The organism is Amycolatopsis sp. NBC_01480 (assembly GCF_036227205.1).
Classification (GTDB): domain Bacteria; phylum Actinomycetota; class Actinomycetes; order Mycobacteriales; family Pseudonocardiaceae; genus Amycolatopsis.
On record NZ_CP109442.1, the window covers coordinates 8,914,689 to 8,937,280 of the forward strand.

Genomic DNA, 22,592 nt, shown 5'->3' on the forward strand with positions numbered 1-22,592 from the left:
TCAGCTTAGTGCCGTGTGCCGGAAGGGCTCGTGAGTGGCTATGACGGTTCTAACCGTCATGAACACTCACGAGCCCTTCTCGGTGCTGGCCCGCAGGTGCGCGCGCATGCCCTGGAGCCCGAACAGGATCAGCAGCTCGACCGCGCCGCCGTCGGCGCTGCCCAGCCAGTGCGGCACGCTGGTGTCGAACTCGGCGGCCTCGCCCGGCGGCAGGGTCAGGTCGCGCTCGCCGAGCACCAGCCGGAGCTGTCCGTTGAGGACGTACAGCCATTCGAAGCCTTCGTGCGTCTGCAAAACCGGTTCGAGCGGCGCCGGCCGGGCGGGGATGATCATCTTGAACGACTGCATCCCGCCCGGCCGCCGGGACAGCGGCACGAGGACCATGCCGAACCGCCGGATCGGCTTCAGGTGGATCCTCGGGTCGCCGGTGCGCGGGGCGCCGACGAGGTCGTCCAGCGGCACGTCGTAGGTACTGGCCAGCGGCAGCAGCAGCTCCAGGGTCGCCCGGCGCTGCCCGCTCTCCAGCCGGGACAGGGTGCTCTCCGAGACCCCGGTCGTCGCGGCGAGGTCGGCCAGGGTGATGCCGCGCTGGCGGCGCAGCGCTCGCAACCGGGGGCCGACCGCGCCGAGCACCTCGTCCATTCGATGGTCCACGCGCCCAGCTTGCCAGAACCGCAAGTTCCCATGCCAGAACCGGGCGGGCCGGGCAACACTGACCGCATGCCGAAACCCACCCGCCGCCTCGACACTCCGCCGCCCCGCACCGGGAACAGCGAAGCGGAAACCCTGCGCGGCTTCCTCGACTATCTGCGGACCTCGATGGCCGCGAAGGTCGACGGCGCGCCCGAACCGCAGGTCCGCACCGCCGGGGTGCCCTCGGGCACGAACCTGCTGGGCCTGCTCAACCACCTCACGTTCGTCGAGCGCGCGACCTTCCTCGGCGAGAAGGTGACCAGCTGGCCCGCGACGTTCCGGGCCGCGCCCGCCGACACCGTCGCCGACGTCCTCACCCGCTACCGCGAAACGGTCTCGCGCGCGAACGACGTCCTCGACGGGTGCACCGACCTCGGCGCCCCGCTCCCCCGGCCGGGCGCACCCAGCGTCCGCTGGGCCCTCACCCACCTGATCGAGGAGACCGGCCGGCACGCGGGTCACGCGGACATCCTCCGCGAGCTGATCGACGGCGCCACCGGGCGGTGAAACCCTTACCGGAAAAGGACTTCATGATTGCCGCACCCCGACGGTCCGCGCTGGCGGCCGTCCTGCTCGCCTTCCTCCTGACGATCGGCACCGCCTGCGCCGCGCCCGCGCCGCCGCCACTCAGAACGACCCGACGTCCACCAGCACCTTCCGGCACGAGTTCGCCGACGGCGGTGGCGTCCGGATGCACTACGTGACCGGCGGCCACGGCTCGCCCGTGGTGCTGCTGCACGGCTGGCCGCAGACCTGGTTCGGCTGGTGGCCGGTCATGCCCGCTCGCGCAGCAGCACACCGTCTACGCCGTGGACCTGCCCGGCCTCGGCGACAGCACCGGCTCCCCGACCGGCTCGGGGTGCGGGATGCCGCCGTCATCGGGCACGATCTCGGTGCCGCGGTGGCTTTCCACGTTGAGCTGGCACATCGCTTTCCACTCGCAGCCGCGTGTTCCGGAGGCGGTGGTCGGCGACCACGTCCGTGAGTACCTGGCGCTGTTCTACCCCCAGGTTTCCTTTGGTGGCACGGCCTTCGGTGGCACCTCGGACCGATCTCCGTTCACCAGCGGCGAAATCGACGAGTACGCCCGGACTTACAGCCGGCCCGAGGTCTTGTCCGGCGGCTTCGACCTCTACCGCTCGCTCGACCAGGACGTGCGCGACACCGTCTCCGCGCGTTTCGCCGACATCGTGCGCGCGGTGGACGTGCCGCACGCGGGTCATTGGCTGGTTGAGGAAAACCCGCGGTTCGTCACGGCGGAGCTGCTGCGTTTCCTGGCCGGGTGAGGCGCGGGCCGGGGTTGCGTCTGGGGCAAAGTATCAGTGCCGACTACGCATTGGACATCAAGTCCAGGCGGCCCGAGACTGGATTCATGACCAGCACCGAAGAAAACCCCACGGCCCGGATCGTCCGGCCGATCGCTTACGGCAGCCCGGAAAACCTCGCTGTCTTCGACACCCCGGTGCCGGAACCATTGCCCGGCGGCGTGGTCGTCGAGGTCCGCGCGGCCGGGGTCAACCCCATCGACTGGAAGCTCTACAGCGGCGCCTTCCACGCCGTCGCCGACAAGAACAAGGACTCCGCCGGGGTCGCTGAAAACACACTGCCCGCGCTCGGCCTGGAATGCGCGGGCGTGATCACCGCCGTCGGCGCGGAGGTGACCGGCGCGAAGGTCGGCGACGAGGTGCTCGTCTACCCGGTCACGGCCGCGTACGCCGACTACGTCACCGCGCCCGTCACGTCCCTGATCCCCAAGCCCGCCACGCTGGGCTGGGCCGAGGCCGGGGGCTTGCTGCTCGCCGGCACCACTGCCGTCCACGTGCTGCACGCGGCCGGCGTCGACGAGGGTGACACCGTGCTGGTGCACGGCGGATCCGGCGGAGTGGGCCTGATGGCCGTGCAACTGGCGGCCGCCCGGGGCGCGACCGTGATCGCCACGGCCGCGGAACGCAACCACGACCTGTTGCGCGACCTCGGCGCCATCCCGGTCGCCTACGGTCCCGGGCTGCTCGACCGCGTCCGCGCCGTCGCGCCGGGTGGGATCACCGCCGCCGTCGACCTCGTCGGCACCGCCGAAGCACTCGACACCTCCCTGGAACTCGTCGCCGACCGTCAGCGCATCGCCTCCATCACCGGCACCGAACGGCGCGCGGCCGCCGGCATCAAGGTGCTCGGCAACGGTCCCGGCCAGGACACCGGCACCGAGATCCGCAATGCCGCCCGCGCGGACCTGGCCGAGCGCGCGGGCGCGGGCGAGCTGCGGGTGGTCGTCAGCATCGTCTACCCACTGACCGAGGCTGCGAAGGCGCACGAGGCCGGGATCGCCGGGCACACGCCGGGCAAGCTGGTGCTGGTCCCCTGACTCGTGAGTGTTCATGCCGGTTCTAACCGTCATGAACACTCACGAGCCCTGACTGTCCACAGTGGTCAGGCGCCGCACGTCGCCTGCTTCACCGCGAACACGTTACGGCTCCCCCCGTTCGCGCTCAGGGTGAACTGGCCGGCCGGCAGGGTCGTCGGGCCGGCCGCGGCGAAGGCCGGCGCGGCGACCAGCGCCCCGGCCGTGACCAGCGCCAAAACGAGCAGGGAAAAACGGCGTACTGACATGAATCCCCCAGGAGCCGAGTCAACCCCGCCACGCCAGGGCTCCCCTGAGCGGCCGCGCAATAGCCCGTCCGGGAGGCCGGGTTCGCGGCTGCTGAGTGCGTCGGGCCCGGCGGGTTACGGCGCGGGCTCGGCGAGCGTCAGCACGGCGCGCGCCTGCTCGACCATCGCGACGTCCAGGAACGTCCCGTCGGCCAGCGCGATCGCGCCGACGCCCGCCGCCGTGGCCCCGGCCACGCGGGCCAGGACTTCCTTGGCGCGCAAGACTTCCCGCGGCGTCGGCAGGAACGCTTCCCGAATCGTCGCCAGCTGCGCGGGGTGGATCGCCGTACGGCCGCGGAACCCGAGCGCGCGCCCGGCCCGGCACGATGCTGCCAGTCCTTCGAGGTCACGGACGTTCGGGTACACCGACATCGCGGGCGGCGGCAGGCGCGCGGCCCGCGCCGCGACGATCACCCGGCTGCGCGGCCAGGACAGCGCGGCCTCGTCGTCGACCTGCAGGTCCGAGCGCAGGTCCGCCTCCCCGAGCGAGATCGAGGCGATCGCGGGTGACGCCGTCGCGATCTGCAACGCCCGCTCGACGCCCAGCGCGGACTCGATCAGCGCGTGCAGCGCCCGGCCCGGCAGCGCCGCCGCGAGGGCCAGGATCTCCTCCGGTGACTCGACTTTCGGGATCCGCGCGCCCACCGCGAGCGGAAGGCCGGCGAGCGCCGCGAGGTCTGCTTCGTGCCACGGCGTGCTCGGGTGGTTCACGCGCACCTGCACCGAGCGTGTGCCGGACGCGAGCAGCCGCACCGCGTTCGCCCGCGCCTCCTCCTTGTGCGCGGGCGCGACCGCGTCCTCCAGGTCGACGAGCACCACGTCCGCAGTGGACTCCAGCGCCTTGCGCACCCGCTCCGGCCGGTCGGCGGGCGTGTAGAGGAAGGTCAGCGGCGGGGTCATACCGCTCCCCCGTCACGGAGTTCGGCGACGCGCGCGGCCGAGAACCCGAGTTCGCGCAGCACGGCGTCGGTGTCCGCGCCGTGCGGGCGCCCGGTGAACCGGATGACGCCGTCGTTGCCGGACAGCCGGAACAGCGGGCCCTGCATCAGCATCGGCCCGAGTTCGGGGTCCTCGACCTCGTGGATCGTGCCCAGCGCGCGGAACTGCGGGTCCTCGACGATGTCGGCGGCGGTGTAGATCGGGGCGACCGCGGCCTGGGCCTCCTCGAACGCCGCGACGACCTCGTCCCGCGTGCGTTTCGCGATCCAGCCGCCGACGGCCTCGTCCAGTTCGTCGGCGTGCTTCGCCCGGTCGGCCCCGCGCGCGAACCACGGCTCGTCCACCAGGTCGGGCCGGCCGACCAGGCGGACCACCCGCTCGGCCACCGACTGGGCCGAGGTCGAGACCGCGACCCACTGCCCGTCGACAGTCCGGTAAGTGTTGCGCGGAGCGTTGTTGATGGAGCGGTTTCCGGTGCGCGGCTGGACGCTGCGCAGCTGGTCCCAGCGGGTGATCTGCGGCCCGAGCATGGCCAGGATCGGCTCGATGATCGCGGTGTCGACCACCTGCCCCAGCCCGGTGGTGCCGCGCGCCGCGAGCGCCACCATCACCGCGTACGCCGTGGCCAGCGACGCGACCCCGTCCGCGAGCCCGAACGGCGGCAGCGTCGGCGGGCCGTCCGGCTCACCGGTCGTCGCCGCGAACCCGCTCATCGCCTCGGCGAGCGTGCCGAACCCGGGCCGCGAGCGGTACGGGCCGAACTGCCCGAACCCGGTGACGCGCGCCAGCACGAGCCGCGGGTTCCGGACCGACAGCTCGTCGTAGGACAGTCCCCAGCGTTCCAGCGTGCCGGGCCGGAAGTTCTCGATCACCACGTCCGCGGTGGCGGCCAGCGCGAGGAACACCTCACGGCCACCGTCACTGCCGAGGTCGATGGTCACCGTGCGCTTGTTGCGGCCGAGCGTCTTCCACCACAGGTTCACGCCGTCCTTGGCGGCGCCGTGGCCGCGCGAGGGATCGGGCCGGTCCGGGTGCTCGACCTTGATCACGTCCGCGCCCATGTCGCCCAGGTGCATCGCGGCCATCGGGCCGGCGAACAGGGTGCACGCGTCGACCACGCGGAGCCCGGCCAGCGCGCCGGCTTCCGGATCACGGGAGACGGTCACGACGTCACCTCCGGAAGGTCCCAGGCGCAACGGAAGCCGACCGTCGCGCTGCGCGCCAGGCCGAGCCCGGGCAGCAGCAGCTTCACGCTGTAGTCCGGCGCGTGGCGGCCGCCCTCGACGTACCACTCGGAGCCCTCGGCCCGGAAATCGCTCCCGCCTTTGAGCATCACGAACCGCGTACGGCCGTCGGAGTGCTCGCTCTCGGTCCAGTTCCACACCGCGGGCTCGCCGCGGCGCAGGCCGCCGGACTGCCCCGCCAGCTGCCACTCGTCCTCGGTGGGCAGACGCCCGCCGCGCCATGCGCAGTACGCGCGCGCGTCGTCGAGGTCCACATAGGTCACTGGCGCGTCCGCGTCTCCCCTAGCGGACGGGGCCCGATGGCCGGTGGCCGCGACGAATTCGGCGAACTGCGCGTTCGTCACCTCAGTCACCGCGACCGCGACGGGCGTGGCCAGCTCACCTTCACGCTGGAGCGTCCGCGGGTCGTGCAGCCGGGGCGGCAACGGCTTCCACTCGTCGACGTACGGCGCGCCCTGGTACATCCCGGTCTCGCGGGCGCGGTACCGGACGGTCAGCACGTACGGCCCGGCCGGAACGACCACGGCGTCCACCTCAGGCTCGCCGTATGTCCTTTGTGGAGCAACGCGAGTGGCCAGCCGGTGCGGGAAGCGGGCGTCGGGATCGTGCCGCATTCCGGCCAGCGCCTCACGGAGTTCCGGCAGCCACGCGGGTTCGTCCGTGAACTCGAGGGCCGCGCCGATCCCGCGGGCCGGCACCCCGCCCAGGAGGTCGATGCCCGGCAAGGGGCCTTGGTAGCCGGTCTCGCCGCGGTTGACGAGTGTCCACAGTGTCACGCCGTCCAGCTCCCAGCTCGACGCGTAGATCCCGGCCGCTTCGAAGGGCAGCTCGGCGAGCGGGGTCCACGAGCCGTGCAGCAGCAGCTCGCTCGCCGCGCGCTGGACCGTGACCATCCGCCGCACGGTCGCTGAGTCGCGGGGCGACCAGCCGACCCAGACTCCGAAGACGACCTCCCAGACCATCACCCCGACACCGTTGAGCCACGCGGATTGCAGTTCCTCCGAGTGATCACGGTGCCAGCGCCGGACGTGGTGCTGCATGTGCCGCCGCTCGTACCAGTGCGAGCGCAGCACGCCGGGCACGGGCGAGTCGGCGAAGAACTGGGCCCACGACGCGGCGTGGTCCTCGATCCGCTCGACCGCGAGCTTGGACTCGCCCTCCAGCACCAGCCCGGGCCGGGCCGCCTCCAGCCGCGCGACGAACTCCGGCTCGGCCTTTTTGAGGGTGTCGAGGAAAACTCCGTCCACGCCGAGGTCCGCGACCAGCGCGGCCAGCTCGGTGCGGTCGTCACCGGCCCGGCGAGTGCCGACGTCCCACGGGTTGTAGTCGACGAACACGTGCAGGCCCGCTTCGTGCAGCGCGGTGATCAGGGCCGCCAGCCCGGGCACGTCGCGGTAGAAGTCCCACTGGTTGCGCTCGTCGAGGCCGATCACCGGGTACGCGTGCCAGAGCACCACCGCATCCAGGCCGCCGAACCGATCCCGCGCGTCAGCCAGGAACCGCTCCGGCGTGAACTCCGCTTTTTCGAAGGAGTACAGGAGTTCGTCCCACAGCCACACCTGCGCGACGGCGTAGCAGGTGGCCGCCCACGCCCCGGCCGGACGCTCGTACGCCGCGCCCGTGTAGCCGTGACGCCGCCGCGCTTCTTCGCGCCACACCCGCAGGTTCTCGCGCCACGCGGGCCAGTCGGCCGGCTCGGCGGGCGCGGCGAAGATCTTGGCCTCGTCCAGCGCGGCCAGTGCTTCCTCGGTAAGCACGGCGGGCACCTGCGAAGGCCGGTCGATCGGACGCGGGACCAGCGGATCGAACGGGACGGTCATGACACCTTTCCTCCGGCCGCCGCGGCGACCTCCTCGGCAGTCGGGACGCCCGCTTGCGCACCCGGGCGCGTGACCGCCAGCGCACCGGCCACGCAGGCCTGACTGGCGGCGTCGGCCAGGCCCGATCCCCGCGCCAGCGCGGCCGCGAGCACCCCGCAGAACGTATCCCCGGCACCGGTCGTGTCGACCACGTCCACGCCGATTCCCTTGACCCGCAACGGTTCCCGATCCCGTTCCAGGATGAGGCAGCCCGCTCCGCCGAGGGTGACCACGGCCGACGGAACCCGCTTCAGCAGTTCCTCCGGAGCGCCCGCGAGGTCGGCGGCCTCATGCTCGTTCACGACGAGCACGTCGACCGCGGCCCACAGATCGTCGGGCAGCTCACGCGACGGCGCCGCGTTCAGCACCAGCAGCGCTCCTGATCGACGGGCTGCCGCGGCGGCCGTCACCACTTCCAGCGGGATCTCCAGCTGGGCCAGCACCACGTCGGCCTCGGCGATCCGCTCGGCCTGCGCGGCGCCGAGCCGCAGCCGTTCGTTGGCGCCCGGCGCGACGACAATCGCGTTCTCACCGTCCGGGGCCACGCTGATCAGCGCGGTCCCGGTGGGCGCGTCGGCCCGCTCGACGAGGTCGGTCCGGACCCCGGCCCCGCGCAACGACGTGAGCAGCAGGTCCGCGGCCTCATCTTCGCCGAGGGCACCGAGGAACGTCGTGTCCGCTCCCCCGGCCCGCGCGGCGGCGACGGCCTGGTTCGCGCCCTTGCCGCCGGGGTGACGGCGCAGCCCGCCGCCGAGGATCGTCTCCCCGCCGCGCGGCGGGCGGGGCACGTCGACCACCAGGTCCACGTTGGCCGAGCCGACCACCACCACCCGGCCGATCACGAAGCGCCCCGGGCCGCCAGCGCCGTCGTGCGCGCGGCAAGGTCCACTATGGACTGCTCGCCGCCGGGAAGCGAGGTCGCGATCCGGCCGTCCAGCGGTGTGGTCCAGTACTCGCCGATGCCGTCCGGTCCCAGCAGCGCGCCTACGACCCCGCCGACGGTCGCCGCCGCCGAGTCGGTGTCCCAGCCGGCCGTGACCGCGATCGAGACGCTCGGGCCGAACTCGCCGCCGCCCTTGGCCAGCGCGTACGCGATGACCGCGGCGTTGTTGAGCACGTGTACCCAGTGCAGGTCCCCGTACGCCGCGTGCAGCCGGTCGAGCCCAGCGCGAACATCGCCTTCCGACGCCGCTTCACGCCCGAACCGCACCGCCGCGGCGAGCCGGCTACGAGGCGGGATCACCGCGAAAGCCGCGTCCAGAACCTCGTCGACGGTGCCGCACACCATCGCCGCTGAAGCGAGCGCCGCGGCCCACAGCGCGCCGTACACGCCGTTGCGCGTGTGGCTGAGCCGGGCGTCGGCCCAGGCCAGCCGCGCGGCAGCGCGCACGTCGCCCGGGCAGACCCAGCCGAAGACGTCGGCGCGGATCAATGCGCCGATCCACTCGCGGAACGGGTTCTGGTGCGTCGCGGTCTCCGGCACCGGCCGGGCGTCGAGGATGTTGCGGTAGGCCGCGCGTTCCGCGGTGAAGACCCGGCCCGCGGGGAGGTGATCGAGCCACAGCTGCGCGACGTCGTCGGTGCCGAAGCCGCGGCCGTGGGTTTCGAGCAGGGTGAGCGCGAGGATCGGGTAGTTGAGGTCATCGTCCTCGGGCATCCCGTGGATGTTCTCCTCGAGCGAGGTCGGGGCCGAACGCCGGTTCCACGGCCACCGCGCGGCCACGTCCGCGGGCAGCCCGGCGGCGGTGAACCACCGGTCGAGCGGCCAGCGCCCGGTCGCGCGCAGGATCTCCTCGATGCCCTCGCGGGGGACCTTCTCCACCGGCTTGCCGAGCAGGCACCCCGCGGCCCGGCCGGTCCAGGCCCCGAGCACCCGCTCGTCACCCACGAGGTCCGGTAGCTCCGGCGCGGGCGGCAACGAAGCGAGGATCGCCTCCCAGCCGTCCGGCTCGTCCGGCGCCGGGGCGGCGGGCAGCGCGTCCAGCTGGTCGAGCAGTTCCCGGGCCAGCGCCCGCAATTCCGGGGACGCCGGACGCGGGCCCGCCCCGCTCACCGCGGGCACGAGGTCACCACCGGCGGCGGCCCAGCGCGCGCGGATCCCGAAGCTGTCCTTGCCCTCCACAGTGGACTGGACCAGCTCGTGCGCGAGCAGGTCCTCGGGCTGGGCCCAGGTCAGCCTCACGCCGGCTCCCCCACGGCAACGGCGGCGAGCGTGTCGAGCGCACTGAGCCGGGCCAGCGCCCGCTCGCGGTCGGCGCGCAGGATGTCGGCGGCGGCCGAGCCCAGGAGCCGGCCGGTCTCGCGCAGGTCCGTGCGGCTGGCGTCGCCGATCGCGTCGACCCACTCCGCGGGCACCACGTCGGTCCCGCCCAGCCCCGCGCAGATCGCGCCGGCCATCACGGCGATCGAGTCCGCGTCGCGGCCGTAGTTGACGGCGGCAAGCACCGCACCCCGGAAGTCCCCCTGGTGCGCCAGCACAAACGCCAGCGCGGCGGGGAGCTCCTCAATGGACTTCGTCCGCGACGGGCGCCGCGCGTCCATCGACATCTGCCGGTACTCCGGGCCCACCGAGTCGAACGGGGCGACCGTCTCCCGGACCAGCCGGGCGAGCGCGCGTTCCTCGTCCTCAGTGGACGGTGGCGGGGTCCGGCCGCCGAACCGGTCGACGACCGCCCGCAGTGCCGCCGCGGTCCCGTCGTGCGCGACGTCGAGCGCGGCCTTCACCACGTCGTCGAGGCTCGCGCCCGGAGCGACGCTGGCCGCGACCATCGCGGCCAGCACCCCGGCCGCCTCGCGCCCGTAACTCGACTGGTGCGCGCCGGTGAGGTCGATCGCCTCGGCGTACGCGCCACGCGGGTCGCCGGCGTTCACGATCCCGACCGGCGCGACGTACATCGCCGCGCCGCAGTTGACCACGTTGCCCACGCCCGCCTCACGCGGGTCGACGTGCCCGTAGTGCAGCCGCGCGACGATCCACTTCTCCGCGAGGAACACCCGTTGCAGCAGCAAAGCCGTCGACTCCAGCTCCGGCACCCAGCGCGGTTCCCCGATCATCAGCGGCACCAGGTCCTCGGCCATCGCGTACGCGTCGAGGTGCGCGCGGCGCTTCGCGTACACCTCGACGAGCGCCCGAGTCATCAGGGTGTCGTCGGTGATGTGCCCGTCGCCCTTGTGGTACGGGGCGATCGGGCGGGCGTCCTGCCAGTTCGGGTACCAGGGGCCGACGATTCCGGTCACCCGCCCGCCGTGCCGCTGTTCGATCTGCTCGGGGGTCCAGCCCTCGACGGCGCCGCCGAGCGCGTCGCCCACCGCCGCGCCGGTGATCACCGCGACGGCCCGGTTTTCCAGCCAGGTCAAGAATCCGCTCCTGTCCGCTTCACTTGCTGACGCTCTTCCAGCCGTCTTCGAGCTGGCTCTTGAGCCCGTTCGCGTCGACCTGCTGCGCGAGGAACCGCTGGTACGCCGGGGTCGCGACGGTGTCCTTCCACTGCGCGTACTTGCCGGCGAACAGGTACGGCGCCGACGTCAGGTACTGGCCCGAGGCGAGGATGGTGCCCCAGCCGTTCTTCGAGCCGAGCTTGGCGGTCAGCGCCTGCCGCGCCGAGGTGGTCGGCGGGATCAGCGCGTCGGCCTCGTTCATCGCGGCCAGGTTCTCCGTGTCGGTGAAGAAGTCCACGAACTGCGCGGCCTCCTTCACGTGCGCCGAGTCCTTGTTCACCGACAGCGTCTGCGGGTTCGCGGCCTGCTCCGGTCCGGACGGGCCGGCCAGCGGCGGCAGCACGATCCAGTCGAAGCCCTTCGGCGCGTCCTTCTCGATGTTCACCGCCTGGTAGGAGCCCTGGACGGTCATCGCCGTCTGGCCCGCGTAGAACGGCGCGAGCGCCTTGGTGCCGGACTGCGTCAGCGTGACCGGGAGGATCGACTTGTCCTGGTACGCCATCGAGTTCACCAGCTGGGGCAGCGCCATCTCACCCTGGCCGACCGAAAGCGACGCGTTGTCGCCGGTGCCCTGGAAGTACTTGCCGCCGAAGGCCGGTGCCAGCGCCACGAACGCCGCGGTCGGGCTCGACAGGCCCCAGCCGAGGCCGTACTTGCCGTCCTTGGTGGTGGCCTTGGCGATCTGGCGCAGCTGGTCCCAGGTCATGGTGGCGCCGGTCGGGATCGCGACACCCGCCTGTTGCAGCTGGGTCTTGTTGGCGAAGACCACATAGGACTGCAGCTCGGTCGGGACGGCGACCACCTTGCCGTCCACCGTCACCGAGTCGAGCACGCCCTTCGGGATGTCCGCGCGCTTCTGCCCGGACAGGTACGGCGTCAGGTCCGCGAGGTAGCCGTCGCTGGCGAACGGCGCGATGCCCGCCGCCTCGTAGTGCACGATGTCCGGCGCCGAGCCGGCGTTGAACTGGGTGACCAGCTTGTCGTAAACCCCGTCCCAGCCGGCCGGCACGATCTTGACCTGCACGTCCGGGTGCGCCTTGTTCCAGTCGCCGACGATCTTCTGCGTCTGCGCGATCGCGGCCGGCTGGTCGGACAGGGATTGGAAGGTGAGCGTGACCGGCCCGCCGCTGTCCCCGCTGCCGCCGCCGCACGCGGCGAGCAGCAGACTGGTGACCAGCAGGCAGGCGGCGACCACCGCGCGTCGTGTCTTCATCGACCGACCTTTCGAGCGTTTTCCATCGGGGGACCGGGTCATCCCTTCACCGCCCCGGCCATCAGGCCGCTGGTGAGCTTCCGGCGAAGGATGCTGAAGAAGACGATGCTGGGAATGGCGGCCAGCACCGCGCCCGCCGCGAGCGGGCCGAGGGCGACCTTGCCTTCACCGCCGACGAACATGTTCAACGTGATCGGCAGGGTGTAGTTCTCCGGCGACTGCAACAGGACCAGTGCGAAGAAGAACTCGTTCCACGAGGACACGAAGCTGAACATCGCCGTCGCCACCACGCCGGGGGCCAGCAGCGGGAAGACGATCGTGCGCAACACCGTCAGCCTGCTCGCGCCGTCCATCGCCCCGGCTTCTTCCAGCTCCACCGGGATCGCGGCCACGTAACCCTGAAGCATCCACAGCGCGAACGGCAGCATGTACGTGGTGTGCACCAGCGTCAGCCCGACGAGGTTGTCGGCCAGCCCCAGTGTCCGCAGGATCAGGAACAGCGGCAGGATGATCAGCACCACCGGGAACACCTGGCTGACCAGGATCCAGCCGACGCCGGCCACCCGGACCTTGCCGCGCAGCCGGGCCAGCACGTACGCCGCGGGCACCGCGATGAGCACCGAAAGCGCGGTGGAGGCCAGCGCGACCACGAGGCTGTTCCACGCCGAATGCAGCAGGCCCTGCTTGGTGAACGCCTCCGCGTAGTTCTCCCAGTGCCACTCGTGCGGCAGCAGGCTCGCCGAGAGCGAGTTCAGCTCACCGGACGATTTCACCGAGGCGGAAATCAGCCACAGCAAGGGAAAACCGAGGAACAGGATGTACAGCGCGAGGGCCGCGTACTGGGCCGGGCGCAGGAGCAGGCGCATCGGTCACCGGCCCTTTCGGACGTCGGCGGCGCGGTCGTCGCGGAACTGTGACCGCAGGTAGACCGCGAGGATCAGCACGACCACCACGACCAGGACCATGCCCATCGCCGCGGCGTAGCCGATTTCGCGGTTCTTGAACGCCTCCAGGTAGACGAACAGCACCGGCACCATGGTCTTGCCGCCCGGCCCGCCCGCGGTGAGCACGTAGACCAGCGAGAACGAGTTGAAGTTCCAGATGAAGTTCAGCGAGGTGATCGAGGTGACGATCGGCCGCAGCGCCGGCCAGGTCACCGCGGTGAACCGCCGCCACGCGCCCGCGCCGTCCACCGCCGCGGCCTCGTGCAGCTCCGCCGGGATCTGCTGCAGCCCGGCCAGCAGCGTCACCGTGGTCTGCGGCATGCCGACCCACACCCCGACCACGATCACCGCGGGCAGCGCGGTGGAGAAATCGCCCAGCCAGTTCGTGTCCGAGGGCAGCCCGACGCTGCCGAGCACGGCGTTCAGCGGGCCGCCGTTGGCCGAGTAGATCATCTGCCACATGATCGCCACCACCACCGGCGGCATCGCCCACGGCACCAGCGCGAGCACCCGGGTCAGGCCCTGGAGCTTGAGGCCGGAGTTCAACAGCAGCGCCAATCCCATCGCGGCGGCGAGCTGGAGCACGGTCACGCCGACTGTCCAGATCAGGCCGATCCGCAGCGAGTCCCAGAACAGCGTGTTGCCGGCCAGGCGGGTGAAGTTGTCCACCCCGGCGAAGCCGTAATCCGGGTGGCGCACCAGCCGCGCGTTCGTGAAGGCGAGGAAGACGCCTATCAGCAACGGCGCCACGCTGAGCACGAGGATCGGGATCAGCGACGGCAGCACCAGCCCGACAGCCTCGCGCCGCCGGGTCCGCGCCGCTTGCCCTCGCGACGCCGGTTTTCTTGACGGCTTTTTCGGCGCCGCTTGGGGCAGCAGGGTGTCCGTGCTCATCACTCGCCTCCTTCCAGCACCGTGGATTCGACCGATGTGGATTCGCGGATTCGCAGCGCCGGGCCGACGTTCACCTGCTGCGCGGGCTGGTCCGGGTCGTCGGCCAGTTGCAGCATCAGCCGGGCCGCCGCGCGCCCGCGCTCGGTCGAGCCGAGCGACACGCTGGTGAGGCTGGGCTGGAAAACGCGGCCGAGCTCGGTGTCGTCCATGCCGGTCACGGCCACGTCCCCTGGCACCGACAGGCCCAGCTCGCGCACCGCGCGGATGGCGCCGATGGCGAGCAGATCGTTCGCCGCCACGAGCGCGTCGAGCTGCTGCTCGGGCCGGCGGGCCAGCAGCCGCCGGGCGGCCTCGAGCCCGGCCGTGACGGTGAAGTCGCCGGCGATCTCCTGGTCGAACCGCTCCGCTTGACCGTGGTCCACGGCGTCGAAACCGCGCTGACGGGACGAGCCCGGGGTCGTGTCGAGCGGGCCGTTGAGGAACCCGATGCGGCGGCGGCCGATCCCGTACAGGTGCCGGACCGCCTCGGCGATGCCGCCGGCCGAGTCCGTGGAGACCGAGCTGATGCCGCGGTCGTCCATCGCCCGGCCGATCACCACCACCGGCACCGGGGCCCGCTGGATCTCGGCGATCAGCCGGTCGTCGGTGCGCAGCGGGCTGACGATCAGCCCGTCGACGAACCCGCTGTTCAGGCTCCGCACCAGCTCGGCGGTCGAGGTCGCGGTGTCCCCTGTGGACATCACCACCACCCGGTACCCTTGGGGCGCAAGGACTTCGTGGATCGCCCGCATCATGTCGACGTACACCGGGTTCCCGATGTCCGCCACCGCGAACGCGACCTGGAACGTCTTCTTCATCCGCAGCGACCGCCCGGTCGCGTCGACGCTGTACCCCAGCTCCGCGGCCGCGGCGACAACCCGCTCCACCATCGCCTTGCTCGCGCCGCTCCCGTGCAGGGCGCGCGAAGTGGACGCCAGGGAGACCCCGGCCCGCTCGGCCACCTGCATCAGCGTGGCGCGTGTTGACGTCATCGTCGTGGGTACCTCGGTGGCTAGGACTGGGGACTCGGCGGGTTGGAAACGTTTACAAGTGCTGATTCACTGGTTGAAAACGTTTCCAACGGAGTGTTTCTGAATACTGACACCCGGGGAACGGGCGTGTCAACAACACCCTCTGTGCAGCCGCGCAGGCACTGTGCGTGGCCAGCTTCGGCGCCACACGGGTCGGCCGTTAAGGACTCCTTCACCGCGTGCGACGCCGGTAAGGCCTCCTTCGCAGCGCACCACGCCGGTAAGGAGTCCTTAACGGCATACGACGCGGGCAAGGCCTCCTTCACCGCGTTTGCGACGCCGGTAAGGAGTCCTTGACCGGCGGGCCTGAGTCCCGCGCAGCGAACCCCGGCGGTCAGACGACGGCGAGCCGGTCCACCAGCAGTTCCACCCGCCGCTCGGCGTCCCCCGGCGGCAGCCGTCCGGCCCGGGTCAGGGTGGCCAGCCCGTGCAGGGAGGCCCAGAACACCTCGGTGAACAGTCCCGGGTGGACACCGTCCCCAGCCGCCTCGCCCAGGCTTTCCAGCAGGGCCGCGAAAGCGTCCTTCAGCGGTTCCGGGGTGTCGTCGTTCGCGAAGGTCAGGCCGCCGTCGAGCTGGAACATGGCATCGTAGACCGCCGGATTGCGCTCAGCGAAGCCGAGATAGGCGCGGGCGAGCGCGGTGACGCGGGTGCGCGGGCCGTCCGCGGCGGCGGTCGCGGCGCGCACTGCCGCGGCCATCTCGGCCGCCCCGTCGAGGGCGACCGCGCCGATGATCTCGCGCTTGCCGCGGAAATGGCTGTAGAGCACGGGCTGGCTGTACTCGATGCGCTCGGCGAGCCGGCGGGTGGTGACCGCGTCCCAGCCCTGCTGCTCGGCGAGTTCGCGGGCCGTCGCCACGATCAGGCGCTCGCGGTCCGACCGTTCGCGCTCCTTGCGTTCCTGTACCGACATGATGCGACTCTAGCATCGCTAGACAAACGAGCGACAGTAGCGCTAGCGTTGCACCATCAGCTAGCAACGCTAGATTTCAGGAAGGTCATCATGCTCAGCACCCTCGAGGTCTTCACCACCGTGGTCGTCGGACTGATGGTCGGGGTGGAGTTCGCCGTCGCCTTCGTCCTCAACCGGATCTTCAACGCGCTCCCCGAAGACGCCGACCAGCTCGGCCGCGCGCACGGGGGCCGGATGCTCGGTGCCCTCATGCCGTTCTGGTACATCGGCTCGCTCATCCTGAGCGCGGTCTGGGCCATCGCCGGCTGGCACCACCCCGGCAGCGTGCTGGTGGTCGTCGCCGCCGGGCTGCTGATCGTGAGCGTGCTCATGTCGGTCCTGCTGCTCGTCCCGATCAACAACCGGGGCAAGAACTGGACCCCGGAAAACCGGCCCGCGGACTGGAAGGAGCAGATGAATCGCTGGGACCGCTACCACTACGCCCGCGTCGCCGTGATCGTCGCCGCCTTCGCGCTGCTGGCCACCGCTCTTGCCCAAGGCTGAGCGGGAACTCCCGGCGACGGCGGCTGAGCACCGTCGCCGGGAGCCGGCAGGAAGGACCTCAGGCGGTGACCGCCTCCGCGTTGTTCAGCAGCGCCGACGGCGGCTGGAGCAGAGCGTCCGAAGCCAGTGCCCGGCGCCGGGCCGCGCTGACCCCGCCGAAGCTCTCGGTGATGGCGGTCAGCCGCGCGGAGTGGTGGCCGACCTCGGACTCGTAGGTCATGCCGATCCCGCCGTGCAGCTGGACGATCTCCTCGGCCGCCGTGGTGGCCGCGTCGGCCACGAAGACGAACGCGTCGTCGGCCACCGTGGCCAGGTCCACGTCCGCGCCGTTGTCGTGCGCCTCGACGGCCGCGGTCGCCCACAGCGCCATCGAACGGGCCAGCTCGACCTTCGCGTACAGGTCGGCCGCGCGGTGCACGAGCGCCTGGAACGTCGCGAGCGGGACGCCGAACTGCTTGCGCGTCTTGAGGTATTCGACGGTCAGCGCCAGGCCGGTCTCCATCAGCCCGACCGCTTCGCCGGTCACCGCGACCCGCGCGCGGGAGAACGCGAGGCGCAGCGCGGCCGCCGCGTCCGCGTCACCGGAGCCGAGCAGCACCGCGGGCGTGCCGGCGAACTCGACCTGCGACGCGTGGCTCCAGTCGGCGGACCGGCCGTCGGTGCGGGTGATCCCCGCGGCCGAAGCGTCGACCAGGTACACCTGCGTCCGGCCGTCCTCGCCGGTCGCGGTGACCAGGAACCGGCCGGCCTGGTCGGCGTGGCGCACCGGCGACTTCACGCCGGTGAGCGCGGCCGATCCGGACCCGTCCGCGGCAGCGGTGACGGCGCGGGCGGCGCCCCAGGGCCGGCCCGGCTCGGCGTGCGCGACCGCGATGGTCGTGCCGCCGGCCGCCAGCTCGGGCAGCAGCTGCTTGGCCTGCTCCGCGGTGCCGAGCCCGGCGATCAGCCAGGACGGCAGGAAAACGCCGTCCAGCAACGGTTCCGCGGCGGCGTGCTTGCCCATCGCCTCCAGCGTGGCGTAGACCTCCACCGGTCCGGCGCCGACGCCGTCGAGCTCCTCGGCGACGGTCAGCCCGGTCAGCCCCAGCTCGCCCAGGGTCGCCCAGACCTTCTCGTTCCAGCCCAGCTCGGTGGCGGTCGCGGCGGCGCGCCCGCCCGCGGGGTAGCCCCGGCCGACGGCCGAGTCCACGGTCTCGAACAGCAGCCGCTGATCTTCGTTGAATTCGAGGTTCATGATCGCTGTGTCCTTAGAGCCCGAGGATCGTCTTGGCGATGACGCCGCGCTGGATTTCGTTGGAGCCGCCGAAGATCGACAGCTTCCGCTGGTTCAGGTACTGCTCCGCGGCGACCACCGCCGCGTCGTCGGCGCTCAGCTCGCCGTCGGCGTCCAGCAGCATCCCGTCCGGGCCCGCGACGCGCATGCGCAGCTTGCTCAGAGCCTGCAGCGCCTGGGTGCCCTCCATCTTGAGCAGGGACGACACCGGGCTGGCCGCGCCGTTCTCGGACGCGCCGGTCACCCGCATCTGCGTGGCCTCGAGCGCCAGCAGGGTGGTCTTCGCGGTGTGCATGGACGCGCGGAACTGCGGGTCCGCGGCGAGCGGGCCGTCCTCGGTCTCGATGCCCGCGGCCGCCGCCGCGAGGTCGCTGTAGACCCGCTGGCTGGTGCCGACCTGGGCGATGCCGTTGCGCTCGTTGCCGAGCAGGAACTTGGCGTAGGTCCAGCCCTTGTTCTCCTCGCCGACCAGGTTCTCCGCCGGGATCTCGACGTTGTCGAAGAAGAACTCGTTGACCTCGGAGCTGCCGTCGACCAGCTTGATCGGGCGCCGCTCGATGCCCGGCGTGGCCAGGTCCAGCAGCAGGAACGACAGGCCCTGCTGCTTGCGCGGCGCGTCCGGGTTCGTCCGCGCGAGCACGAACATCCACTCGCCGAACTGGCCCAGCGTGGTCCAGGTCTTCTGGCCGTTCAGCACGTACGTGTCGCCCTCGCGGCGGGCGGTGGTGCGCAGCGAGGCCAGGTCCGAGCCGGCCTCCGGCTCGGAGAAGCCCTGCGACCACCAGATGTCCAGGTTCGCCGTGGCAGGCAGGAACTTCTGCTGCTGCTCCTCGTTGCCGAACTCGGCGATGATCGGGCCGACCATGCTGACGTTGAACGCCAGCGGCTGCGGCACGGCGTTGCGCTGCAGCTCAGCGGCGTAGAGGTGCGACTGGGTGGGGGTCCAGCCGCGGCCGCCCCACTTCTCCGGCCAGTGCGGCACCGCGAGCCCGTGCTCGTTGAGGATGCGCTGGCTGGTGACGATGTCGTCGCGGGTGATCCGGTTCAGCGCGGTGCGCCGGCGGATGTCCTCCGGGATGGCGCCGAGGAACACCTCCCGCAGCCCGTCCCGGAACGCGATGTCCCCTTCGGAGAGTTCCAGATCCATGTCCTTCGGTTCCCTTTCGGCGAGCAGTGATCACCCGGCCACCCGAACATAAGGGGCGGCGGGCGGATCCGCGCAGCCGGTACCCCGACGAGCAGTGGTTCACCACTGACGCTAAGGAATCACCGGGCGTAAGGGAATGACCGAGTCCCTCGGATCGGTGTGACCATGGCGATCACACCGGCGCCGACGTCACACCGCCTTCGCGGTCCAGGCGAGCAGGTCCGAGATCACCTCGGCGCGGTTGGTCTCGTTGAGGATCTCGTGGCGCGCGCCGGGGTAGACGTGGGTGGTGACGTCGGTGAGGCCCGCGTCGCGGTAACGCTGGACGAGCGCATCGAACAGCGCCAGGCCGCCGTTCACCGGGTCCTGCTCCCCCACCGCGATGCAGAGCGGCAGGTCGGAGCGCATGCCGGAAACCGCCGTTGGGTCGGCGAGCCGCCGGGCGCCCTCGAACATGGCCTTCGCCGCGGTCTGCTCGAGCCCGAAACCGCAGAGCGGGTCGGCGACGTACGCGTCGACCTGGGCCTCGTCGCGGCTGAGCCAGTCGAACTCGGTGCGCGCGGGTGCGAACGGCGCGTTGAACATCGAAAGGTCCAGCGGCTGGTCGAGGTCCAGGGCCGGTTCGAGCACGTCCAGTGCGGCGGTCCCGGTCAGGATCACCGCGTCGACGTCGCCGCTGTGGTCGAGCAGGAACTGCTGCGCGGCGAAGGAGCCCATGCTGTGGGCCAGCAGCACCAGCGGGAGTCCGGCCTGCTCGGCCCGGATCACCGCGGCCAGCCGGCCGATGTCGTCGACCAGCCCGGGCCAGCCGCCCTCGCCCAGGTTCCCGAGCTCCGCGGCGGAACGGGCGGTTGCACCGTGCCCGCGGTGGTCCTGCCCGTACACGACGAACCCCCGCGCGGCGAACGCCTGGGCGACCTCCTCGTACCGCCGGACGTGCTCCCCCATCCCGTGGGTCAGCTGCACCGCCCCGGCCGGGGAGCCCACCGCGTCCCACCGATACGCGACGACGGCCAGCCCGTCCGCGGCCTCGTAGGTGAAGGTGGCACTGGGCACGGTGGGCATTGCGGGCTCCTTCGCTCCGGCGATCCGACGGCTCACCGTCCCCCATGGACCGGCGGGCGTCGACGCCGCCGGGTTCCGCGGCCGCGGCGTGCTGTGCGGCCGCGGAACCCGGGACGCTCAGTAGCGAATCGGTGCCTGCGGCTTCGCCTGGCTGTGGTGGCTGTGCGCCTGGGCGAATCCGCCGGTCATGGAGAACGCGCCGTTCGACAGCGGGCTCGGCTGGTAGCCGCCGCTGTCCAGGCCCTGCGGGGAATACGTGTCGAAAACCTGGCCGTTGACCGTGATTCCGGAGAAGTCCAGGGAGGAAAAGGACGGATAGCTCTGCGAGGGCGATTCGATGACGGCTTCCGCGCTCACGTCGGAGGCGCCCAGGTTCTGCGTCGTGTGTTCCGTCCAGCCCGCGGTGTCGTCGGTCAGCGTGATGTCGTAGTTGCCGCCGCCGGTGTCTTCGACCTTGCCGGTGAAGTGGTCGCCGGCGCTCACGGCGTCGTCCCAGTAGACCGGCGCCGCGGGTACATCTCGTACCAGGCGCGGTAGGCCGGTGAGCCGTTCTCGCAGTTGGTTTCCACGCCGGTCTGCTCGACGGTCTGCGAGCCGTAGCCGTCGACGCCGACCCACGGCGCGAACACGTCGTTCTGGGAGTTGCAGGTGACCTGGGGCTCCACCCAGGAGCCCGAGATCACGGTGAAGTTCGAGCCGGTCGCCACGTATCCGCCCCAGACATTGTCCTGCGGTGAATACGGGCCGAAACTGCCGGCCGAAGCCGTCGCCGGGGCGGCCAGGAAAACGACCGACAATGCGGCAGTGAGTGTGATCGTATCCCGTCTTCTCATCGAACTGATTCTCATGGAATCGCTCCTGTGAACGGTTGGGCCGAAAGGATCGCCTTTACGGCGCGATTCATTCACGGTAGCGAGACACCCGGACCGGCGGCACCTACGGAAGTGCTGAGCTGAACCAGCCGAAACGACGTGCGGGCAGAGCGCCGGCCGGCACCCTGCCCACACGTCGTGTCATTTCCTGCTACGGACGCAGTACTTCACGTCCGCTTATTGTTCAGTTCTCACGCCGCGAAAGCAGCGGTGCCGTTCGGGGTGCCCAGCCCGGTCGGGCCGTCCCATCCGGTGCCGGCGTTGCACTGCTGGCTGGCGCTGCAGGAACCGTTGCTGCCGCTGGTCACGTCGAACAGACCGTCACTGTGGGCGTACGGGTAGGAGTTCGGGCTGTCCGAAGCACCCGGGGCGCCCGCCAGCGCGTAAACGCTGGCGATGATCGGCGAAGAAGCACTGGTGCCACCGTAAACGGCCCAGCCGTTGCCACCGTAGGTCTGGTAGACCGCGACACCGGTGTTCGGGTCCGCGACCGCCGAGACGTCCGCCTCGCCGCGCTTGTCGCAACCGGTGTCCACGCTGGACTGGAACGACGGCTTGGCAACGGAAGTGGAGCAGCCGCTGCCGGCGCCGCTCCACGCCGACTCGCTCCAGCCGCGGCTGGAACCGTCCGCGGTCAGCGAGGTTCCGCCGACCGCGGTGACGCCGGCGCCGGTCGCCGGGTAGCTGGCGCCGTAACCGCTGTCACCGGTGCTCGCGGTGACCGCGACGCCGGGGTGGGTGTAGTACTGCGAGTCGTAGCTGGCTTCCGACCCGTCCTCGCCGCCGCCGTAGCTGTTCGAGACGTACTTCGCCCCGAGCTTCACCGCGGTGTTGACCGACTGGCCGAGGTTGTCGATGGTCGCGCTGTCCGCTTCCACCAAGAGGATCTTGCAGGCGGGGCAGGTGGCGGAGACCATGTCGACGTCGAGCGAGATCTCACCGGCCCAGCCGCTGTCCGCGGTCGGCAGCGGGCTGGCCTGGCCGTTCTGGTTGACCTTGCTGAAGCAGCCGTTCGCCGTGGAGCACTCGGGCAGGCCGAACTGCGAACGGTAGGCCGCCAGGTCCGACTCCGCGTTCGGGTCGTCATTGGCGTCCACAATGGCCACTGTCTGGCCGGATCCGCCGTCACCGAGCTTGTAGGCGGACTTGATGTCCGACGGCCCCAATCCGGACGGGGCCGCGTGCGGTGCGAGAACCGCCGGTTGCTTGATGTCGGTCCGCTTGAGCGCGAAGCAAGTCGCGTAACCAGGCTGCACGTTCTGGTTGCAGGCATGGGTCGTGTCGGGCTGCAGGGGCGCCGCGGCCGGGCTGGCCTGCGCCGGCAGCGATCCCCCCAATACCAAGACGAACGACGCGAATCCGACAATTGCGGACAGGCCTCGCATAGTTCTGCGCATAGCGCCTCCAAGGTTTTCGCTCGATCCTTGAGGAATTCAACTCAGCCGGTGGAAAGTAATCAACCCGTCGTAAGTCGGGAATGTTTCTTGCCGAAGATCGCATTCATTCGGCCGAATGGAGCAGTCACATACTCCATTCGACGACCCTAAACGCTTTTACCGAAATTGCCGGCACACGGCCACACGCAGGCAAAACGTCCGAAATCGCCCAATTGACCCGACCTCCCCGCGCCCGGAAATGAAATTTGCCGATCGATATCCCCGAGATGGCCTTTGGAGGGTGTCGCGTGGCCGGTAAACGCGGTATACCTGTTCGCCGCGGCGTCTGACTGTGATTCTCCAACCACTCTGGGCACCCCCGCTGGTACCGCGGTACTACCGCCGGCCCGCAGTTCCCCCTGCGGTACCACCGATCCCGGCCGCCGGGCTCCTAGCGTTGCGG

Annotated in this window: 23 protein-coding genes; 4 read left to right on the top strand and 19 right to left on the bottom strand. The window is 71.1% G+C overall.

The genetic code is table 11. From position 1 onward, the window contains the following. Positions 1-66: 66 nt before the first annotated feature. Positions 67-642 (bottom strand): helix-turn-helix domain-containing protein, encoded by a 576-nt coding sequence (locus OG371_RS41470; RefSeq protein WP_329073403.1) that lies wholly within the window; start codon positions 640-642, stop codon positions 67-69. Between the two features lie 78 nt (positions 643-720). Here OG371_RS41470 and OG371_RS41475 point away from each other — a divergent pair, with 78 nt between their 5' ends. From OG371_RS41475 to OG371_RS41485, 3 genes are all read left to right on the top strand, one after another. Beyond that, positions 721-1,200, top strand: a complete 480-nt coding sequence (locus tag OG371_RS41475; RefSeq protein ID WP_329062243.1) for a DinB family protein — start codon at positions 721-723, stop codon at positions 1,198-1,200. Between the two features lie 302 nt (positions 1,201-1,502). After that, on the top strand, positions 1,503-1,979 hold the full coding sequence (locus tag OG371_RS41480; protein ID WP_329062245.1) for an alpha/beta fold hydrolase: 477 nt from the start codon (positions 1,503-1,505) through the stop codon (positions 1,977-1,979). Positions 1,980-2,065: 86 nt separating this feature from the next. Continuing rightward, positions 2,066-3,055, top strand: coding sequence for an NADP-dependent oxidoreductase (locus OG371_RS41485; protein WP_329062247.1), 990 nt, complete (start codon positions 2,066-2,068; stop codon positions 3,053-3,055). A gap of 65 nt (positions 3,056-3,120) precedes the next feature. Here OG371_RS41485 and OG371_RS41490 read toward each other — a convergent pair whose 3' ends face one another. The 12 genes from OG371_RS41490 to OG371_RS41545 all read right to left on the bottom strand — a co-directional run bounded on the left by OG371_RS41490 (position 3,121) and on the right by OG371_RS41545 (position 15,853). Continuing rightward, complete coding sequence (locus OG371_RS41490) at positions 3,121-3,300, bottom strand: hypothetical protein (RefSeq protein ID WP_329062249.1); 180 nt, start codon at positions 3,298-3,300, stop codon at positions 3,121-3,123. A gap of 114 nt (positions 3,301-3,414) precedes the next feature. Then, positions 3,415-4,239, bottom strand: coding sequence for an HpcH/HpaI aldolase/citrate lyase family protein (locus OG371_RS41495; protein ID WP_329062251.1), 825 nt, complete (start codon positions 4,237-4,239; stop codon positions 3,415-3,417). Next, complete coding sequence (locus OG371_RS41500) at positions 4,236-5,444, bottom strand: CaiB/BaiF CoA transferase family protein (protein ID WP_329062253.1); 1,209 nt, start codon at positions 5,442-5,444, stop codon at positions 4,236-4,238. Before OG371_RS41500 ends, OG371_RS41495 begins: the two co-directional genes overlap by 4 nt. Then, positions 5,441-7,342 carry an SUMF1/EgtB/PvdO family nonheme iron enzyme gene (locus OG371_RS41505; protein WP_329062255.1) on the bottom strand — a complete coding sequence of 634 codons (1,902 nt, stop codon included), beginning with the start codon at positions 7,340-7,342 and terminating at the stop codon, positions 5,441-5,443. The genes OG371_RS41500 and OG371_RS41505 overlap by 4 nt, the downstream gene beginning before the upstream one ends. Continuing rightward, complete coding sequence (locus tag OG371_RS41510) at positions 7,339-8,223, bottom strand: ribokinase (RefSeq protein ID WP_329062256.1); 885 nt, start codon at positions 8,221-8,223, stop codon at positions 7,339-7,341. The genes OG371_RS41505 and OG371_RS41510 overlap by 4 nt, the downstream gene beginning before the upstream one ends. Next, entirely contained in the window at positions 8,220-9,563 is a 1,344-nt protein-coding gene (locus OG371_RS41515; RefSeq protein ID WP_329062257.1) for an ADP-ribosylglycohydrolase family protein, read from the bottom strand. The genes OG371_RS41510 and OG371_RS41515 overlap by 4 nt, the downstream gene beginning before the upstream one ends. Further along, on the bottom strand, positions 9,560-10,738 hold the full coding sequence (locus tag OG371_RS41520; protein WP_329062259.1) for an ADP-ribosylglycohydrolase family protein: 1,179 nt from the start codon (positions 10,736-10,738) through the stop codon (positions 9,560-9,562). Before OG371_RS41520 ends, OG371_RS41515 begins: the two co-directional genes overlap by 4 nt. Positions 10,739-10,757: 19 nt before the next feature. Next, positions 10,758-12,032: an ABC transporter substrate-binding protein gene (locus OG371_RS41525; RefSeq protein ID WP_329062262.1), complete on the bottom strand. Its 1,275-nt coding sequence runs from the start codon at positions 12,030-12,032 to the stop codon at positions 10,758-10,760. Positions 12,033-12,070: 38 nt separating this feature from the next. Beyond that, positions 12,071-12,898, bottom strand: a complete 828-nt coding sequence (locus OG371_RS41530; protein WP_329062264.1) for a carbohydrate ABC transporter permease — start codon at positions 12,896-12,898, stop codon at positions 12,071-12,073. A gap of 3 nt (positions 12,899-12,901) precedes the next feature. After that, positions 12,902-13,870 (bottom strand): carbohydrate ABC transporter permease, encoded by a 969-nt coding sequence (locus OG371_RS41535; RefSeq protein WP_329062266.1) that lies wholly within the window; start codon positions 13,868-13,870, stop codon positions 12,902-12,904. Further along, positions 13,870-14,901 (bottom strand): LacI family DNA-binding transcriptional regulator, encoded by a 1,032-nt coding sequence (locus OG371_RS41540; protein WP_329062268.1) that lies wholly within the window; start codon positions 14,899-14,901, stop codon positions 13,870-13,872. The genes OG371_RS41535 and OG371_RS41540 overlap by 1 nt, the downstream gene beginning before the upstream one ends. A 373-nt stretch (positions 14,902-15,274) precedes the next feature. After that, positions 15,275-15,853: a TetR/AcrR family transcriptional regulator gene (locus tag OG371_RS41545; RefSeq protein WP_329062270.1), complete on the bottom strand. Its 579-nt coding sequence runs from the start codon at positions 15,851-15,853 to the stop codon at positions 15,275-15,277. Between the two features lie 90 nt (positions 15,854-15,943). On the opposite strand from OG371_RS41545, the gene OG371_RS41550 reads away from it, so the two are divergent. Then, positions 15,944-16,396: a DUF1772 domain-containing protein gene (locus tag OG371_RS41550; RefSeq protein WP_329062271.1), complete on the top strand. Its 453-nt coding sequence runs from the start codon at positions 15,944-15,946 to the stop codon at positions 16,394-16,396. Positions 16,397-16,454: 58 nt separating this feature from the next. On the opposite strand, the gene OG371_RS41555 is transcribed toward OG371_RS41550, so the two are convergent. The 6 genes from OG371_RS41555 to OG371_RS41580 all read right to left on the bottom strand — a co-directional run bounded on the left by OG371_RS41555 (position 16,455) and on the right by OG371_RS41580 (position 22,096). After that, entirely contained in the window at positions 16,455-17,630 is a 1,176-nt protein-coding gene (locus OG371_RS41555) for an acyl-CoA dehydrogenase family protein (RefSeq protein WP_329062273.1), read from the bottom strand. 13 nt (positions 17,631-17,643) lie between these two features. Beyond that, positions 17,644-18,816 carry an acyl-CoA dehydrogenase family protein gene (locus OG371_RS41560; protein WP_329062276.1) on the bottom strand — a complete coding sequence of 391 codons (1,173 nt, stop codon included), beginning with the start codon at positions 18,814-18,816 and terminating at the stop codon, positions 17,644-17,646. Between the two features lie 189 nt (positions 18,817-19,005). Then, positions 19,006-19,881, bottom strand: coding sequence for an alpha/beta hydrolase (locus OG371_RS41565; protein WP_329062278.1), 876 nt, complete (start codon positions 19,879-19,881; stop codon positions 19,006-19,008). A gap of 117 nt (positions 19,882-19,998) precedes the next feature. Continuing rightward, positions 19,999-20,364 carry a hypothetical protein gene (locus tag OG371_RS41570; protein WP_329062280.1) on the bottom strand — a complete coding sequence of 122 codons (366 nt, stop codon included), beginning with the start codon at positions 20,362-20,364 and terminating at the stop codon, positions 19,999-20,001. After that, complete coding sequence (locus OG371_RS41575; RefSeq protein WP_329062281.1) at positions 20,361-20,714, bottom strand: G1 family glutamic endopeptidase; 354 nt, start codon at positions 20,712-20,714, stop codon at positions 20,361-20,363. Before OG371_RS41575 ends, OG371_RS41570 begins: the two co-directional genes overlap by 4 nt. Positions 20,715-20,944: 230 nt before the next feature. Next, positions 20,945-22,096, bottom strand: a complete 1,152-nt coding sequence (locus tag OG371_RS41580; RefSeq protein WP_329062283.1) for a S53 family peptidase — start codon at positions 22,094-22,096, stop codon at positions 20,945-20,947. Positions 22,097-22,592 lie beyond the last annotated feature (496 nt).

Excerpts from the sequence above, each read along its gene's own strand:
- OG371_RS41540 (WP_329062268.1), bottom strand. The coding sequence starts at position 14,901 with ATGACGTCAACACGCGCCACGCTGATGCAGGTGGCCGAGCGGGCCGGG.
- OG371_RS41505 (WP_329062255.1), bottom strand. The coding sequence starts at position 7,342 with ATGACCGTCCCGTTCGATCCGCTGGTCCCGCGTCCGATCGACCGGCCT.
- OG371_RS41470 (WP_329073403.1), bottom strand. The coding sequence starts at position 642 with ATGGACGAGGTGCTCGGCGCGGTCGGCCCCCGGTTGCGAGCGCTGCGC.
- OG371_RS41485 (WP_329062247.1), top strand. The coding sequence starts at position 2,066 with ATGACCAGCACCGAAGAAAACCCCACGGCCCGGATCGTCCGGCCGATC.
- OG371_RS41545 (WP_329062270.1), bottom strand. The coding sequence starts at position 15,853 with ATGTCGGTACAGGAACGCAAGGAGCGCGAACGGTCGGACCGCGAGCGC.
- OG371_RS41555 (WP_329062273.1), bottom strand. The coding sequence starts at position 17,630 with ATGAACCTCGAATTCAACGAAGATCAGCGGCTGCTGTTCGAGACCGTG.
- OG371_RS41525 (WP_329062262.1), bottom strand. The coding sequence starts at position 12,032 with ATGAAGACACGACGCGCGGTGGTCGCCGCCTGCCTGCTGGTCACCAGT.
- OG371_RS41560 (WP_329062276.1), bottom strand. The coding sequence starts at position 18,816 with ATGGATCTGGAACTCTCCGAAGGGGACATCGCGTTCCGGGACGGGCTG.
- OG371_RS41475 (WP_329062243.1), top strand. The coding sequence starts at position 721 with ATGCCGAAACCCACCCGCCGCCTCGACACTCCGCCGCCCCGCACCGGG.
- OG371_RS41535 (WP_329062266.1), bottom strand. The coding sequence starts at position 13,870 with ATGAGCACGGACACCCTGCTGCCCCAAGCGGCGCCGAAAAAGCCGTCA.
- OG371_RS41495 (WP_329062251.1), bottom strand. The coding sequence starts at position 4,239 with ATGACCCCGCCGCTGACCTTCCTCTACACGCCCGCCGACCGGCCGGAG.
- OG371_RS41490 (WP_329062249.1), bottom strand. The coding sequence starts at position 3,300 with ATGTCAGTACGCCGTTTTTCCCTGCTCGTTTTGGCGCTGGTCACGGCC.
- OG371_RS41565 (WP_329062278.1), bottom strand. The coding sequence starts at position 19,881 with ATGCCCACCGTGCCCAGTGCCACCTTCACCTACGAGGCCGCGGACGGG.
- OG371_RS41550 (WP_329062271.1), top strand. The coding sequence starts at position 15,944 with ATGCTCAGCACCCTCGAGGTCTTCACCACCGTGGTCGTCGGACTGATG.
- OG371_RS41575 (WP_329062281.1), bottom strand. The coding sequence starts at position 20,714 with ATGAGAAGACGGGATACGATCACACTCACTGCCGCATTGTCGGTCGTT.
- OG371_RS41530 (WP_329062264.1), bottom strand. The coding sequence starts at position 12,898 with ATGCGCCTGCTCCTGCGCCCGGCCCAGTACGCGGCCCTCGCGCTGTAC.